This window comes from Salinispirillum marinum (genome assembly GCF_042650105.1).
GTDB lineage: Bacteria > Pseudomonadota > Gammaproteobacteria > Pseudomonadales > Natronospirillaceae > Salinispirillum > Salinispirillum marinum.
This window is the reverse complement of the sequence record NZ_JBHSAL010000001.1, coordinates 606845-622322: the sequence shown is the minus strand read 5'-3', so window position 1 is coordinate 622322 and position 15478 is coordinate 606845. Positions and strand designations below refer to the sequence as shown.

Below are 15478 nucleotides of genomic sequence, written 5' to 3'. Positions count from 1 at the left end.
TCCACCTCGGCCCCTACAAAACGCTCGCTACTGCCGTCTGAACTCGCTGATACCGCCAGACCACCAAGCCGGTGATCAAAGCGAAGGGCAGCATCAACCACTGAATGCCACTCCAGCCCACGGCATAGAACAGCACGCCGGACAGCAACGAACTCAGCGCTACCAAGGCGAAAATCAGAAAATCGTTCACCCCCTGAACCGTGCCGCGTTCAGCCGGTGTGTGCGCTTGGGTCAATAGATTGCTACCGCCAATAAACAAGAAATTCCAACCGATACCGAGCAGAATCAGTGCCACCAAAAATTGACCGAAACCAGGGCCGCTGAGTGCCGTGGTAAAGGCCAGCAACAGGGCCAGACTGCCCGCCAGTAAAATACGATACACACCGAAGCGGACAATTAACGAGCCGGTGAAGAACGACGGTGCAAACATGCCCAGTACATGCCATTGCATCACCGTAGCTATCTGGTTCATCGAATAGCCTTGTGCGGTCATCGCCAAGGGCGTTGCCGTCATGACCAGCACCATCACGCTGTACCCGACGACGCTGCACAGCAAAGCCACGCGAAACACCCCTTGTTGCGCAATTTCGCCGAAGGTACGCGCCGCCCCGTATGCAGCATCCTCAATGACTTTGGGTACACGCAAAAACGCCAGCAGAATCACCGCTAAACCCCCCAGCAATGCCAGCATTAGGTACGGTCCGGCATTCGCGGCATCAGCCAAACCATGGGCCATAGTGCCCGTGTCATGCATGGCATGGCTGACCAAACCATGTGAGTGGCTGGCATTCCAGGGGCCAAGAAAGGCGGCGAATACACCGCCCGCCATCACCAGTGACAGCGCACGCGGTTTGAAACCGTCGCTTGCGACTTCGGCGGCGGCAAATCGGTAATAAGTGGCAAAGCCTTGGTATAAGCCAAATAACAGGCTGCCCGCGAAGAACAGCCAAAAGGAGCCGCTCACCACGCCTGCAACGCTCACCACACCCCCGCCAATACCGCCCACACTGGCACCGATCAAGAACCCTAAACGACGGCCGATCTGTTTCATCAACAGCGAGGCGGGCAGCGTGAACACCAAAGCGCCTAGCATCATCCCGGTGACCGGTAGGGTCGCTAACGCTGGCGACGGCGCCAATTGCAAACCGACCACGCCACTCAAGGTCATGACGGTTATGGAGGTAATGAGGAACAGAATTTGGCTGCCGACCAGGAGGCCAACGTTGGTTTTTTCGCGTTTAAAAGTCATGGGCCAGAGTTCTCTTCGGGTCGGTTAGGCGAGTCAATTCACGGTGCTATGGTATAGGGACTGTCTTGCTTATGCCATTATATAAGAATATTCTTATGGTTTGCCTTGTTGGAGTCAACTGTGCACAGGTCCCATGGTCATTCATTTGGCATCCGCGCGAACCAGTCTCAATTCATGTTACAACTGGCGCAAGTGTTGTTGGTCGGCTTAACCATTGGCTTGTTGCGCACGGTTGTACCTGCACTGGCGGAGTCTGAATACGGCGTACCGGCCGATTCTTTTATGCTACTCAGTACCTTTGTGCTGGCCTTTGGCGTGGTAAAAGGCGCGATGAATTTTATTGCCGGGCGATTGTCGGAACGCATTGGTCGTAGGCCGGTGTTGTTGCTGGGGTGGATGATCGGCCTTCCGATTCCGTTGTTGGTGTATTGGGCACCGAGTTGGGGCTGGATCGTATTTTCTACCGTGCTGTTGGGGGTGAATCAGGGGCTGACATGGTCAATGACGCAAACCATCAAACTCGACATCACCCATAGCAATCAGCGTGGGTTAACGATTGGCCTGAATGAATTTGCGGGGTACGCCGGGGTGGCGTTGGCTGGCATTGCCACCGCCTACTTGGCGACCTTGTTAGGACCACGCTTGGGGTTGTTGGTATTCGGTATGGTTGTGCTGGTGTCGGCCTTGGTGATGGCAGCGTTGGGCGTGGCAGAAACCTTGCCTTGGGCAAAAGAAGCTTCACGCCAACATGCCGCCGGGGAGCATAAGGGGCCAGTGCCGCGTTACCCCATGGGCGTCAGTGCGCAGCCGACTACGTGGGAAGTCTTTGCAGTAATGAGTTGGCGCGACCGCCGCTTGGCGGCTATTAGCCAAGCCGGGTTGGTGGAGAAGTTTGTCGATGCCTTGGTGTGGATTATTTACCCCGTATTTTTGTATCAACAAGGGTTAACCTTGCCGCAAGTGGGCGGCGTGATCAGTATTTATGGCTTGGTTTGGGGTGCATCACAGCTGATAACCGGGCCTCTATCAGACCGTATTGGTCGGCAAAAACCCAATGTTATTGGCATGGTGTTGACCGGGTTGGGCGTGGCCTTGATGGTCCTTGGTCAAGGAATGCTGTGGTGGAGTTTTGCGGCAGCATTAACCGGCTTTGGCATGGCGTTGTTGTATCCCAATCTGTCGGCGGCGGTGGCCGACATCACCCCGCCGAATTGGCGTGGCTCGGCCATCGGAATTTATCGTTTCTGGCGCGACCTCGGCTATGCGATTGGCGCGGCGGGCATTGGTATCTTCGCCGTTTTGTTCAACAGTATGACCGCGGCGTTTTGGTTCGTGGCGGTGTCCATGTTGCTGTCCGCGTTGTGGTTGGCTTGGCAGGGTGAGGAAACTCATCCACATTTGTGAATCCACATCTGTGACATAAAAATCACATTGGCTTGTGGTATCTTGGGTGCCTTTGACGGCAATTAATCCTCTTGGCTACCCCATGACTGACAACATTACCCCACGATCGACGGGCAGCTTCCGTGAAGTCTTTCTGGCTTTCCTGTGGCTCGGACTCACGTCTTTTGGTGGGCCGATTGCCCATCTTGGTTATTTCCGTACCGAATTTGTCGAACGTCGTCGTTGGTTGAGCGAAGCCCGTTATGCCGAACTCGTAACCCTGTGCCAGTTCTTACCTGGCCCTGCCAGTAGTCAGGTCGGTTTCGCCGTCGGTCTTATGCGGGCTGGGTATCTGGGGGCTTTGGCGGCATTTATCGCTTTCACGTTACCTTCCGCAATCGCCTTGGTGCTGTTCGCTTTTGGTGCCGCATGGTTGGGCGGGCCGATGGGTGATGGCCTTATTTTTGGTCTCAAAGTGGTGGCGGTTTCTATCGTCGCACATGCGGTGTGGGGTATGGCGCGTAACCTTTGCCCTGATCGCACCCGTGCTGGTATAGCAATGGTGGCCGTGTGGGTGGTATTGGCCATGAGCGGTCCTTTGGGGCCGGTCACGGCCATTGTGTTTGGAGCTCTATTGGGCCTGTGGCTAACCGGTTCGGCTCATCAAACCATTACCAGCGAAGACGATGCCGACCATCCGGTGTCGAAGCGTGTGGGTATTGCCAGCCTTAGTCTGTTTGCTTTGTTGTTGGTTGGCCTGCCGATACTGGTGTTAACGAATGATAGTGCTCTGCTGGCCGTTACCGATGCTTTCTATCGCGCTGGCGCACTGGTGTTTGGCGGCGGCCATGTCGTGCTACCACTATTGCAAACGGAAACCGTTGCGCCCGACTGGGTATCGGCCGACGCCTTTCTCGCTGGGTACGGTGCCGCGCAAGCAGTGCCCGGCCCACTGTTCACCTTCGCCGCCTACTTGGGTACGGTAATCCCTACCGGATTCCACCCGCTCGTTGGTGCTACCGTCGCGCTGCTGGCGGTGTTTGTACCCGGCTTTTTGCTGCTTGTCGGCGTGCTGCCGTTCTGGCAACAGGCTCGCCATTGGGAGCCTGTGCAAGCCGCTTTGCGTGGCGCGAACGCTGCGGTTGTGGGTATATTGGGGGCTGCACTTTACACCCCGGTGTGGACCAGCGCTGTTATCAGCCCCATGGCCTTTGCTTTGGCTCTGACCGGGTTTGTGTTGCTGACCGTGGGTAGAGTGCCCGCGTGGGCCGTGGTGATGTTGGTGACCCTAGGTGGTGTGGTTTTGTTGTAGGGAATTCAGTATATCGGTCCGTCTTTTTGTGTACCTTTGCTCGGTTGAGTTGTCATGGAGCCGATCTAAGCTCATGATGGCGGCTGAATTTGCGGTTTGATACAGCAACGAGGCGAGTCATGGCTTCCGAAAAAATCAACTACATCGAAATCCCCGCCAGCAACCTAGAAGGTACAAAACAGTTTTTTGCCGATGCCTTTGGCTGGACGTTTGAAGACTACGGGCCGGATTACGCGGCCATAATCGACGCCGGTCTGGATGGTGGATTTTTCCGTTCGGAATTAGTCGCTCACACGGCAACGGGCAGCGCCTTAGTGGTTCTGCGTAGCGTTGACCTCGAAGCATCTTTGGAAAAAGTGCAGCAGGCCGGCGGCGACATCCTTCAACCTATTTTCAGCTTCCCCGGTGGTCGCCGATTTCACTTTACCGACCCCAGTGGAAACGAATACGCGGTGTGGTCTGACTAGCGATGGCGACCATTTTTTGGGTTGAAGACCAATCGCATTGGATCGACAAATTCAAACCCGTGCTCGAAAGCACGGTATTCGATACTGCGCCCACGCAGGTGCAGGTGTTTAAGTTTGCTGAAGCGGCCTGTCAGTACATTCGTTTGGCGGATGATACCCAGCGTCCGGACGTGGCGTTGTTAGATGCGAATATGAAGGGCAACGACGAGGCAGGTTTTTCGGTGTCGCGCGCGTTGCAGCGCAAGTGGCCGGGTTTGCCTATTATTTATCTGTCGGAACACAGTGGCACTGGCATTGAGCAAACCGCGTTTGAAACCGCCAGCGCGCAAGACTTCATTGCCAAGCACCAGCTCAACATTGAGTCCGTATTGTGCTGGCGCATTAAAGCCGTACTTCGGCAGCACAGTGTCCGTCAGCCAGAATCTTCGGCGCTGCAATCCAATCATGTGTTGCACAGCGGTGATCTGCGTATCGACACCACCACTTGGGAAGTCTATTGGCAGGGCACCAAGTTGATGAATCCGGCAAATGCGCAGCGGCCACTTGGCCCGACACCGCGCAAGATTTTGCGCTTTTTGGTAGAAAGCGCTCCCCGGCCACTCACGACCGAGCAAATTGCCGATAAACTGGGCGCTGATCTTGAACGCTTTTCTTATGCCAACTACCGCCAGCATATCCGCACGCTGCGTTTGTCATTTGATCAAGCCATGGGTGGCGCGGGGGATTTTGTCGCGTTGTGCAAGCAAGGGCAGGGCATTGCGGCCTTTGGGGACGAAGGTGCGTATTGCTGGAAGCCGATTACAGGAGATGAACGATGTCGAACTTAGGCAAAGTCAAACAACCTGAAGGTCGGGTGCAACCTGTGGTCTTCCCTTGGTTGAGCACATTGGTTGGTTTGTTGTTGGTCACTTACTTGTTGTTTCATACTGAACCTGAGCTGTTGTTGTATTACGCGGTGCCGTCTGGCTCGTTGCGTGCTGAAGTGAAGTACGCATTATTGGGTGTGTTTGTTCTGGTGTTGCTGGTGGATTTACGGCGTTATCGCCAGCAATCGGCGCGGCAAAAAGCGGACCTCAAAGCATTGCGTGAGCAGATGCGTGAACTCTGGCTCAGTAAAAAACAACTGCAACTCAAGGCGCACACGTATTCGGGCCATGCCGATAAACTCAAGATGTTCATCAGCGATAAGCTACTGGAATACATCGAATACGACGAAAAATTTCTGCACTTCAAAAGCATCGCTGCGGAAGTGCGCCACAATGGCGTGATCAGTTTCGACAAAGTACAAACGGCGTTGCAAAACGCCGGCCCAGAGGCGCATTCCGCGCTGGGTGCCATGCGCTACCTGTGGGATTTACTCGACCTTTCTACCGCAGACAATCTGGCGCTGCATATCAGTGGCCATTTGGCCGAATGCGAAGAGCAGTATTACCAGCGTATGCTCAATCCCGAAGACACGCCACCACTGCCGCACGAGCCGTTTTTTACCCCCCAGCGCGCGGCGTGGCGCGCCTTGAGTTTGGTGCGTGCCGACACGCCAGAAGTATCGGCTGAGTGGGCCGAGCAGCAAGCATGGCATTTAGCTGATACGCAGTGGCATGTGCAGTTGCGGCAAACAGGCGCTCTGTTGGGCAATGAAAACCACCTGATCCTGTTGTTAGAAAACCTGCTCAAAAACGCTCAGTTCTTTTCCGGCAAGCGCGGCTATAAAAGTCCGTGGGCGAGCATCAGCTTTTTGTTGGATGAGGTGGACGGTCAGGTGCGTCTGCACCTCTACAATCGTGGCCCGCACATCAAGGAAGAAGACCGGTCAAACTTGTTCCAGTTGGGTTTTTCAACGCGGCGTGTCCGTGAACATCACGGTCGGGGCTTGGGGTTGTATTTCGTCCAGCAGATCGTTAAGGGTTATGAGGGGCGGATCAACGTCGAGAACGTTGTCGCACCAGAAACCACTTATAACGTGCGGATTGAATTGGATAATGATGAAGTATTAACCGATACCGTGCAGGTGAAGGTAGTGAATGGCATACCGAGATGTGTTGATGCGCATGGTGCTTGGTTGGACGAACAAACGTGGGAATATCGTAAACCTGTAAAATCGGTTGAGATAACCGAGCAAAACGACACCAACCCACAGCGCAAAGACGACTGGGCGATAAAAGGCAAGCAAGCCTGGTTTGATGGCGCACATGCCGTTCACCCGCACTGGCAGCTAATACTGCAACCAAAGCGCGGCGCGCATCAGTTGCTGTTTATGCCGCTGGATATTCGCGGCGTATTGTTCGATGTCCGCCTGCCCACGGCGGAGCATCGATTGGAGAGTGCAGGCCTGCCACAAGAAGACATGGATGCCGAAGTTGAGCGGCTCGATGAAGAATTTCGGACTCGCGTGCCCTTTAATCAATAACCGGCGAAGTCAGTAAACCAAGCGCATAACCGTTTCCGCCACACAAGCGGGGCGGCGCGTATTATCAATTTCTACCGTGATTTCTTCGGTAATTTCCAAGCCCCGGCTCACCACCTCTACCGCCACGATCTTTTTGGTCGCCCGAATGCGGCTACCCGCTTTTAGCGGATAGGGAAAGCGGACTTTGTTCAAACCCAAGTTCACCACCATGCGCGCATCGTTGTAGATCGAGTCTTGCTCGTCGACCGCCTGCGTGAGTTTAGGAATCAATGAGAGGGTCAGGAATCCATGCGCAATGGTGGCTTTGAAGGGCGATTCCCGTCGCGCTCGTTCAGGGTCGGTATGAATCCACTGACGGTCTTCGGTGACTTCGGCAAAGGCGTTGATGCGGTCCTGATCCAGCGTCATCCAGGCTCCGGTAAAAATCACTTCACCCAGTTGCGCGACGAGGCGCTGGCGCATGGCCTCGGCCCGCTGGTCATCACAAACCGAAGGGTTGTTGAGGTCGCTGCCGATGGCCTTGCGGTCTTGGTCGAGCACCCAGTTGACCCATGAGTGATTGCGCGCGCTTTGCCACAGTTCATTCCAGTAATCGCGCCATTGCGGGGCGATCAGGTCACGAAATTCGGCTTGGTTCTTGGTCAAGCGCTCTTTTTTCTCTTTGATCAAATCGATAACGTTCATGTCCGGGAGTCCGTTTCACAGATGGCAAGGTTACAGCTATTGATGTTTCATTGTACGTGAATTAAGTCCAAGTCGATTGCCTCTTTTCACAACAGACTCATGCCGCCTAGGAAAAGGTTCACCGTCCTTGGCTGTACCGACAAGGTTATACCTTCACTTTATAACCCGTTTTGAAAATCCAACCTATCGTGGCCAGACACATCAGCATAAACAGCGCAATCATGCCTAGGCTGACGCCGACGGCCACATCGGAAACGCCATAGAAACTCCAACGGAAACCGCTGATCAAGTACACCACCGGGTTAAACAGAGTGATGGTTTGCCACACCGGTGGCAGCATGCTGATGGAATAAAAGCTGCCGCCCAAAAACGCTAAAGGGGTCACAATCATCAAGGGTACAATTTGCAGCTTCTCGAACCCGTCCGCCCAGACGCCAATGATGAAGCCCATTAAGCTGAACGTCAGGCTGGTTAATATGAGAAAACCCAGCATCACGAAGGGATGCGCAATGCTGTAATCGACGAACAGGCGCGCCGTGAGCATGATAATAAAGCCCAGCACGATGCTCTTGGTTGCCGCCGCGCCGACATAGCCAATCACGATTTCCAGTGGCGACACCGGTGCTGACAGAATTTCATAGATGGTACCGGAGAACTTGGGCATGTAGATGCCGAAAGAGGCATTGGAAATACTTTCGGCCATCAAGGTCATCATGATCAAGCCCGGAATAATAAACGCGCCATAGCTAACGCCGTCAATGGCGGTCATTTGTGAGCCAATGGCCGCGCCGAATACCACAAAATATAACGATGTAGAAATCACCGGAGAGGCAATGCTTTGAAACAGAGTTCGTAACGTGCGCCCGAGTTCATAACGATAAATCGACCAAACGCCATAAAGGTTCATGCTGTGGCTCCTGTTGCCGAGTCGGTGACTAAGCTGACAAAAATATCTTCTAACGAGCTTTGCGTGGTGTGCAGGTCACGGAATTCAATGTGCGCATTCTGCACGGCACGCAATAAGGTGGTGATGACCTGGGGGTCGGCATCCGCATCGTAGGTGTAGACCAATGTATTGCCACCATGATCGAGTGCTAGGCAAAAGGGTTCCAGCGGTGCAGGGATGGTCGCCAGCGGTTCGACCAGTTGTAACGTCAGTTGCTTTTTGCCCAGCTTTTTCATCAAAGCCGTTTTGTCTTCCACCAGCATGAGTTCACCCTTGTTGATCACCCCAATGCGGTCGGCCATTTCTTCCGCTTCTTCAATGTAATGTGTGGTGAGAATAATGGTGACGCCTTTCTCACGCAGGGTGCGAATCATCTGCCACATGTCACGACGCAGTTCCACATCAACCCCGGCGGTCGGTTCGTCCAGAAACAGAATCTCCGGCTCATGGGCCAAGGCTTTGGCAATGAGTACCCGCCGTTTCATGCCGCCCGACAGGGCGATGATCTTGCTGTCTTTTTTGTCCCATAAGGACAGGTCGCGCAGCAATTGCTCCAAATACGCCGGGTTCGGAGCCTTGCCGAATAGGCCACGGCTGAACTGCACGGTATCCCACACTTTTTCAAAGATGTTCACCGCCAACTCTTGGGGTACCAAGCCAATCTTTTGCCGGGCGGCGCGGTAGTCTTGTACCACGTCTTTGCCGTCTGCTAACACCCGGCCATCACCGGGGTTTACAATGCCGCAAATAATACTGATGAGCGTGGTTTTACCGGCCCCGTTGGGGCCTAGCAGAGCGAATATTTCGCCCCGTTGAATGTCCAAGTTGACGTTCTTGAGTGCTTGGAAGCCCGATGGGTAGGTTTTCGTTAATCCTTGCACGGATATAATGGCTGACATGCTGGGTACTCTTGTGGGTGCTTGTTAGGCGTGAACGCGAATGCAGTGTTGCAAGGAATGTAAATGGCGTCAACTTTCGTACATTTCAAGGAATAGAGTAACCTACAGGGCAAAACGTTTAGGAGCACAGGATGAAAAACAGTCGCTTGGTGTATTCGACCGAAACGGGGCGCATCAAACCGGAAGCAGATGAAGCAATGACCGCGCCGGTGGGCGATGGCATCGTGCGGTTGCACCGCGAAACCAAAGGTCGCAAAGGTAAAGGCGTTACCTTAATCACAGGTGTACCCTTGGCCGGTGAAGAATTAAAAGCACTGGCCAAGACCCTAAAGCAGAAAGCCGGCGTTGGTGGCAGCCTGAAAGATGGGGTGATCGAGATTCAAGGGGATCAGCGCGACCTCTTACTGCCGTTATTAGAGGCCTATGGCTGGAAAGTAAAGAAAGCAGGCGGCTAACACCGCCTATTGACCTCTGAGGTTTTAGCTCCCTCATAGTCAACTCAATACAACAACTATCTGCCACGCTGGAGAATGGAGATATAGCGCTTGATGGTTTCCGCGAAGCCCAAATGCAGCGCTTCGACCGTTAACGCATGTCCGATGGATACTTCCGCGATATTGCCGCGCGCCACGAACGGAGCCAGATTATCGAGATCCAGGTCATGCCCGGCATTCACCGTCATGCCTAGAGATCGCGCTAAATCGGCGCACTGCATGTATTGTTCGAGCAGAGGAGCATAATCTTGCTGATTGAAGGCTTCCGCATAGGCTTCGGTGTATAACTCGATGCGATCTGTGCCGGTATCGGCCGCCCGACGCACTTGTTCCAAGTCGGGGTCAACAAACAGGCTGGTGCGAATGCCCGCCGACTGACATTGCGCAATAAGGGGCGTAAGCCTTTGACCGTGCAGGTTTAAGTCCCAGCCATGATCCGAGGTGATCTGGTTGGGATCATCCGGTACCAAGGTAAATTGGTCAGGCCGCTGGTCGAGCACGTGCTGAATAAGGGTATCATCCGGGTAGCCCTCAACATTCAGTTCTTTGCCGGGAAAGGCCGCCACCAAGGATTTTAGATCGGCAATATCGTGATAGGTCGCATGGCGCTGATCGGGTCGAGGGTGGATGGTCAGCCCGATGGCGCCGCCCATCAGAGCGATCTCACCGAATTCGGTAATGGCTGGAAAGTTGCGTCCGCGTGCATTGCGCACCAAGGCGATTTTATTGAGGTTGACACTCAAGTGGGTGGTCATACGGCTCCTAAAAACAGGCAGAGAGTGCACCGATTATAGAGTAGGCCGCAGCACTAAGCATCGTCGGATGAAAAAATTGTGTCCAAACTCTGGTGTCTGCGCGGTTTGTGGTTACACTCTGCGCCTGTTCTTCCTTGGCGCCCTCATTACCCATGGCTCTGGTTTCTTTTTTTGATCGACAACCGCCCGATGATCCCTTTGCTCTCCTGGCCGACGCCGTGGAGCGTCAGGGCTATGCCATTCAAGAAAATTTCTTAAGCGCGCACCAAGTACACGACTTATTGCAGGTGTTACATCGCCTGCGCAGTGAAGAAGATGCCTTGCAACCCGCGGGTGTCGGACGTGGCGAGGCTTTTCAAACGAATGAGTTTGTGCGTAAAGACGCCATTCATTGGCTCGATGGCACGGTGCCAGCGACACAGGACTTTTTGGCCCAGATGCGGTTGTTGCAGCAGACGATGAACCGTCGGTTGTTCATGGGGCTATTTGACTATGAAGCGCACTTTGCCCTCTATCCCCCGGGTGGTTTCTACAAGAAACACCTGGATGCCTTTCAGGGGCAAACGAATCGCCGTCTGTCGACGGTGCTGTATTTGAACTTTGATTGGCAGCCACAGGATGGCGGGGCACTGCGTTGTTACGCACCCGACGATCCGCAGCAGATATTGTTTGATCTTGCTCCGCAAGCGGGCACCTTAGTGGTGTTTGAAAGCGAGCGTTTTTGGCATGAAGTTTTGCCAGCACAGCGGCCCCGTTTTTCTATCGCCGGATGGTTCCGCATTAATTCCAGTACCCGTCATCGAGTAGACCCACCACTATGGCAATGAAATCCGCCCATGCGGCCAGTTTAACCCCCGAACAGATTGAAGAATTCAAGCAAAACGGTTTTGTCGTCTTGCCCGGTTTCGCTCCTGAAACGTTGCGTTCGACCATGCGCGAAGTGATTGCCCAGCACCTGCAAGATGCGGTTTCGCCGCTGGAATATGAGGCTGATGTGGGCTATCCCGGTGCACCATCGTCGTTGGATGCGCCGGGTGGCGATACCATTCGCCGTTTACGGGGCGCGTATCGCCGTGATGCCGTGTTCCGTCAATGGGCAACCTACCGGCCATTGTCGGCGGCTTTGCGGCAGTTGCTGGAGGAGCCGGTGTGTCTCAGTCAGGCGCATCATAACTGCATCATGACCAAGCACCCGCAGTTTGGTACAGCCACCGATTGGCACCGTGACATCCGTTATTGGTCATTTCGTAAGCCTAATTTGGTGTCAGTATGGTTGGCGTTGGACGAAGAACGCCCGGATAACGGCGCGCTCAAGTTCATACCTGGCTCGCACTCGTTGCACATCAAGCCCGAACAGCTCGATGAAATGGACTTTTTGCTGCCCGATCTTCCAGAAAACCAAGCCTTGTTTTCGGCGGGTGTGGAATTGACGTTGGCGCCCGGTGATGTGGTGTTATTCCACAGCGGTTTGTTCCATTCTGCGGGCGTTAACCGGTCGGATCAGGTAAAAACATCGGTTGTGTTCGCCTATCATGGGCACTCAAACCAACCCGTTCCCGGTACGCGTTCGGCGTCGACCAGCACCATTTTTGTGGCGTAAGCGGTCACATTCTGGCCGTCCAGTGGGTAGAAAAGGTCGGCAGCGCGCAGTAGAAAGACTATACTGGGCGAAAAATAAAAACCAACGGATGGCTGCGGTCCTATGACATCAATTCACACGGAGCACTTCCCTCGTAAAGTTTCCATACTGTTTCATGTGGTCGCAATTCTGCCGCTGGGTGGCTTTATGCTCTATCATGGGGTTTGGGGCAGTGTCACCTTAGGTGTATTTCTTGGCATCGCACTCGCTACTGTGGCCTTATCGTTGCTGCAAGAGTTGCGTCATAAGGACAGTTTGCCGTTTCGACAAATGTTTGTGCTTACCTGTTCCGCTGCCATTGTTTACGCCTGTTATCAGGTGGGCTTGCGCGGTTTGATCTATAGCTTCCCCATGGCCTCGGTTTTCTTTTTTACCTTCACACTACGCCAGGGTATTTTGACGGGCACCGTTTTTTCGATCGCGTGTTTAGTAGCGGCAGCCAATGTCGAGCCGACAATGTTGGTGTTGCGTTTTGCCATTGGCGTAACCATTTCCATGGTGTTTGCGGCTATTTTCGCTTTCATTGTTGAGCGGCAGAAGTTTGAGCTGGCCGAGCAGGCAGCGACCGACACGCTGACCGGGGCGTTGAATCGCAAGCGCTTGGCGGAAACCCTGGAACGCGCCATCCACCTGAGTGCCCGCAGTGAGGTGCCTGACACCTTGCTGTTGCTGGATTTGGATCATTTTAAAACGGTGAATGACCGGAAGGGCCACCTCGCCGGGGATGCGGTATTGGTACAGTTCACTCAGTTGGTGCAGGAGCGTATTCGCGCGTCAGATCAGCTATTTCGTTTTGGTGGTGAAGAATTTTTGCTCCTGTTGCCACAAACGGCGCAAGCAGAGGCCTTCGCGCTGGCAGAGTCACTGCGTGAGAAAATCGCCAGTGAGCTGTCGGTTGATGACATGGCGGTGACGTGCAGCATCGGGGTCAGTCAATGGCGGCCGGGCGATACCGTGGAAAGCTGGCTGAAGTCTTGCGATGTTGTATTGTATGCCGCAAAAGACCAAGGGCGTAACACCACGGTCGCACGCCCTGTTGCGGCATAGCATGGGCTTCTTTAGGTGTAAATCAACGCTACCGAAGCCACCGTCAAGCCCGCAAGAGTGCTGTTAAACCACATCCGCGCTCGATCACTTTTCAGAATCTTCACAATTTCCTGACCCAATAACGCCCAAAAAGAACAGGATGGAAACGATACCGCCAAATAGGCCAGCACCACGGCGGCGCCAGACCAGACATGCAACGGTGGGGGCAAGCTGAACGCCGCCAGTGCCGTCAAAGCCATGGTCCACGCCTTCGGGTTGACCCACTGAAATAGGGCTGCCTGCATGAACGTAAACGGTTTGGCGTCGGTGTTCATGGGTTCAACATGAACGCGTCCAGCACGGTATATTTTCCAAGCGAGATACAACAAATAGATCGAACCCACGACTTTCAACACGCTGAGTAAAACGGGCCAGCGCTCGAACATCGTGCCCAATCCGAATGCCACCACAATGCACATAAAGGTGAAGCCAAAACCGATGCCCAGCACATGGGGGATGGTTCTGCGATAGCCAAAATTGGCACCGCTGGCGGTCAGCATGATGTTGTTCGGGCCGGGCGTTACCGTCGCAACGAAGGTAAACAAGAATAACGAAACCCAATAAGTTGCGTCCATTTATGCCTCATAGAATGTGTTGAATTGTTACCGCGCAATTAGAGTACAAATGCATCAATTACTTCGCACTTGGCGGGTACAATTGATACTATCGCAGTCAACGTAGAGTGCAATGAGATTTTTGTCCCTATGACAATGTGGCTCCCCGGTGACTTGAACAGCGCCAAACCCAAATATCAAGCGTTGGCGGATGCCATTGCACAGGCGGTGGCTGATGGTGAATTGCCTCCGGGCACGAAACTTCCCCCGCAACGACGACTGGCGGACGCCCTACGGGTGACCTTAGGTACCATCACCCGCGCGTACGCCGAAGCGGAACGCCGTGGTCTGCTGGAGGCCACCGTGGGGTCGGGTACCTATGTGCGGCAGCAGCAACAAAGCGATGGGTTTCGAATTCAGGAGCGTTCCTCATCGGTGATCGAAATGGGGTTCACGCTGGCCATGGATGAAGGTCAAACCGAGCTGTTGCGGCGCCACACGAGAGACATCTTGGATACGCCGCAATTGTTCGATGCTTTGCTGGACTATGTGCCGGAAACGGGTCTGCGGGCGCACCGCGAAGCGGCACAGCGTTGGTTGCAAGAAGAAGGTATCGTGCGGCCGGCCGATGACATTTTATGGTGTCATGGTGGGCAAAACGCCATCTTTACCGCGTTGCATGCGCTGTGTGAACGTGGTGATACCGTGCTCAGTGACGGCATCACCTACAGTGGCTTTATTTTGGCCGCCCGCTATTTGCATTGTCGTCACATTGGCTTACCGATGGACGACGAAGGCCTTCTACCGCAAGAGCTTATTACGGCCTGCGAACGCCATCGTCCGCGCTTGCTGTACCTTATGCCACAACTGCATAATCCGACCGGTCGCCAAATGTCCGAAACGCGCAAGCGCGAGCTGTTGGCGATATGTGCGCGCTACGATGTGATGGTGTTAGAAGACAATGTACAAACCGGGTTAATGACGCATAAGCCGCAGCCGATGGTGGCGCTGTCGCCCGATCAGGTGGTGGCGATGGGCAGTTGCTCTAAGGTGATGGTCGGTGGGCTGCGCACGGGCTTTATTGTCCCGCCGCTGGCGTGGCGTGACCGCTTTCGTATGGCGATTCGCGTCAACAGTTGGATGGTATCGCCTCTGATGGTGGAATTAACCGCACGTTGGATGGACGACCCGCAGCGCCCGATCATTATGGATCGCCAGCGTGCCGATTTAGCTAAGCGCCAAGCCTTAGCGGCACAATATTTGGGTGAATTTGGCTATCAAGGGCATCCTGAAGTGTTGCATGGCTGGTTGCCATTGCCCGCGCCTTGGCGGGCCCAAGCCTTCACGCATGCTATGGCCGAACAGGGCATTGCCCTAAAGCCAGCAGATGTATTTGCGGTCGGACAGTTTAACGCCCCGCAGGCGGTTCGGGTCTGTGTGGGCGCGCCCTTATCCATACCGACGCTTGAACAGGCCTTACAGTGCATCGCAGAACAGTTGCGGGCCGCGCCATCGGATGCGCATTGGTTGGATCAGGGAACCATTTAACGGATATCCTGCCCATTTTACGCAATTCGCCGTTGTTCAGAGCGTCCGCTTGCCT

The 15478-nt window shown here is 54.3% G+C and carries 16 protein-coding genes; 10 read left to right on the top strand and 6 right to left on the bottom strand.

The window, feature by feature from the left end:
• Nucleotides 1-13: 13 nt before the first annotated feature.
• A complete protein-coding gene (locus ACFOSD_RS03000) occupies nucleotides 14-1249 on the bottom strand; it encodes an MFS transporter (RefSeq protein WP_380693709.1) in 1236 nt (411 codons plus the stop codon).
• 174 nt (nucleotides 1250-1423) lie between these two features.
• Here ACFOSD_RS03000 and ACFOSD_RS02995 point away from each other — a divergent pair, with 174 nt between their 5' ends.
• The 5 genes from ACFOSD_RS02995 (at nucleotide 1424) to ACFOSD_RS02975 (ending at nucleotide 6818) form a co-directional block, all read left to right on the top strand.
• Entirely contained in the window at nucleotides 1424-2653 is a 1230-nt protein-coding gene (locus ACFOSD_RS02995; protein ID WP_380693711.1) for an MFS transporter, read from the top strand.
• Between the two features lie 82 nt (nucleotides 2654-2735).
• The gene (gene chrA / locus ACFOSD_RS02990) at nucleotides 2736-3944 is read left to right on the top strand and encodes a chromate efflux transporter (RefSeq protein ID WP_380693713.1); all 1209 of its coding nucleotides are present in this window, start codon (nucleotides 2736-2738) and stop codon (nucleotides 3942-3944) included.
• 119 nt (nucleotides 3945-4063) lie between these two features.
• Entirely contained in the window at nucleotides 4064-4411 is a 348-nt protein-coding gene (locus ACFOSD_RS02985; protein ID WP_380693716.1) for a VOC family protein, read from the top strand.
• A 2-nt stretch (nucleotides 4412-4413) separates the two neighbouring features.
• Nucleotides 4414-5238 carry a response regulator transcription factor gene (locus tag ACFOSD_RS02980; RefSeq protein WP_380693718.1) on the top strand — a complete coding sequence of 275 codons (825 nt, stop codon included), beginning with the start codon at nucleotides 4414-4416 and terminating at the stop codon, nucleotides 5236-5238.
• Entirely contained in the window at nucleotides 5226-6818 is a 1593-nt protein-coding gene (locus tag ACFOSD_RS02975) for an ATP-binding protein (protein WP_380693720.1), read from the top strand. Before ACFOSD_RS02980 ends, ACFOSD_RS02975 begins: the two co-directional genes overlap by 13 nt.
• A gap of 9 nt (nucleotides 6819-6827) precedes the next feature.
• Here the strand turns inward: ACFOSD_RS02975 and ACFOSD_RS02970 are convergent, their stop codons facing one another.
• The 3 genes from ACFOSD_RS02970 to ACFOSD_RS02960 form a co-directional block, all read right to left on the bottom strand.
• Nucleotides 6828-7502: a MaoC family dehydratase gene (locus ACFOSD_RS02970; RefSeq protein WP_380693721.1), complete on the bottom strand. Its 675-nt coding sequence runs from the start codon at nucleotides 7500-7502 to the stop codon at nucleotides 6828-6830.
• 145 nt (nucleotides 7503-7647) lie between these two features.
• Nucleotides 7648-8409 (bottom strand): ABC transporter permease, encoded by a 762-nt coding sequence (locus tag ACFOSD_RS02965; RefSeq protein ID WP_380693723.1) that lies wholly within the window; start codon nucleotides 8407-8409, stop codon nucleotides 7648-7650.
• Nucleotides 8406-9347, bottom strand: a complete 942-nt coding sequence (locus tag ACFOSD_RS02960) for an ABC transporter ATP-binding protein (RefSeq protein WP_380693725.1) — start codon at nucleotides 9345-9347, stop codon at nucleotides 8406-8408. The genes ACFOSD_RS02965 and ACFOSD_RS02960 overlap by 4 nt, the downstream gene beginning before the upstream one ends.
• Before the next feature lie 131 nt (nucleotides 9348-9478).
• Between ACFOSD_RS02960 and yciH the strand changes: the two genes are divergently transcribed.
• Entirely contained in the window at nucleotides 9479-9802 is a 324-nt protein-coding gene (gene yciH, locus ACFOSD_RS02955) for a stress response translation initiation inhibitor YciH (protein ID WP_380693728.1), read from the top strand.
• A 56-nt stretch (nucleotides 9803-9858) separates the two neighbouring features.
• Here yciH and ACFOSD_RS02950 read toward each other — a convergent pair whose 3' ends face one another.
• Complete coding sequence (locus ACFOSD_RS02950; protein ID WP_380693730.1) at nucleotides 9859-10596, bottom strand: pyridoxine 5'-phosphate synthase; 738 nt, start codon at nucleotides 10594-10596, stop codon at nucleotides 9859-9861.
• 152 nt (nucleotides 10597-10748) lie between these two features.
• Here ACFOSD_RS02950 and ACFOSD_RS02945 point away from each other — a divergent pair, with 152 nt between their 5' ends.
• The 3 genes from ACFOSD_RS02945 (at nucleotide 10749) to ACFOSD_RS02935 (ending at nucleotide 13282) form a co-directional block, all read left to right on the top strand.
• Nucleotides 10749-11423, top strand: a complete 675-nt coding sequence (locus ACFOSD_RS02945) for a 2OG-Fe(II) oxygenase (protein WP_380693732.1) — start codon at nucleotides 10749-10751, stop codon at nucleotides 11421-11423.
• Nucleotides 11414-12196 carry a phytanoyl-CoA dioxygenase family protein gene (locus ACFOSD_RS02940; protein ID WP_380693734.1) on the top strand — a complete coding sequence of 261 codons (783 nt, stop codon included), beginning with the start codon at nucleotides 11414-11416 and terminating at the stop codon, nucleotides 12194-12196. Before ACFOSD_RS02945 ends, ACFOSD_RS02940 begins: the two co-directional genes overlap by 10 nt.
• Nucleotides 12197-12298: 102 nt before the next feature.
• Nucleotides 12299-13282, top strand: a complete 984-nt coding sequence (locus tag ACFOSD_RS02935) for a GGDEF domain-containing protein (protein WP_380693736.1) — start codon at nucleotides 12299-12301, stop codon at nucleotides 13280-13282.
• Between the two features lie 11 nt (nucleotides 13283-13293).
• Here ACFOSD_RS02935 and ACFOSD_RS02930 read toward each other — a convergent pair whose 3' ends face one another.
• A complete protein-coding gene (locus ACFOSD_RS02930) occupies nucleotides 13294-13896 on the bottom strand; it encodes a LysE family translocator (RefSeq protein WP_380693738.1) in 603 nt (200 codons plus the stop codon).
• Between the two features lie 129 nt (nucleotides 13897-14025).
• Here ACFOSD_RS02930 and ACFOSD_RS02925 point away from each other — a divergent pair, with 129 nt between their 5' ends.
• On the top strand, nucleotides 14026-15423 hold the full coding sequence (locus tag ACFOSD_RS02925) for an aminotransferase-like domain-containing protein (protein ID WP_380693740.1): 1398 nt from the start codon (nucleotides 14026-14028) through the stop codon (nucleotides 15421-15423).
• Nucleotides 15424-15478: the final 55 nt, after the last annotated feature.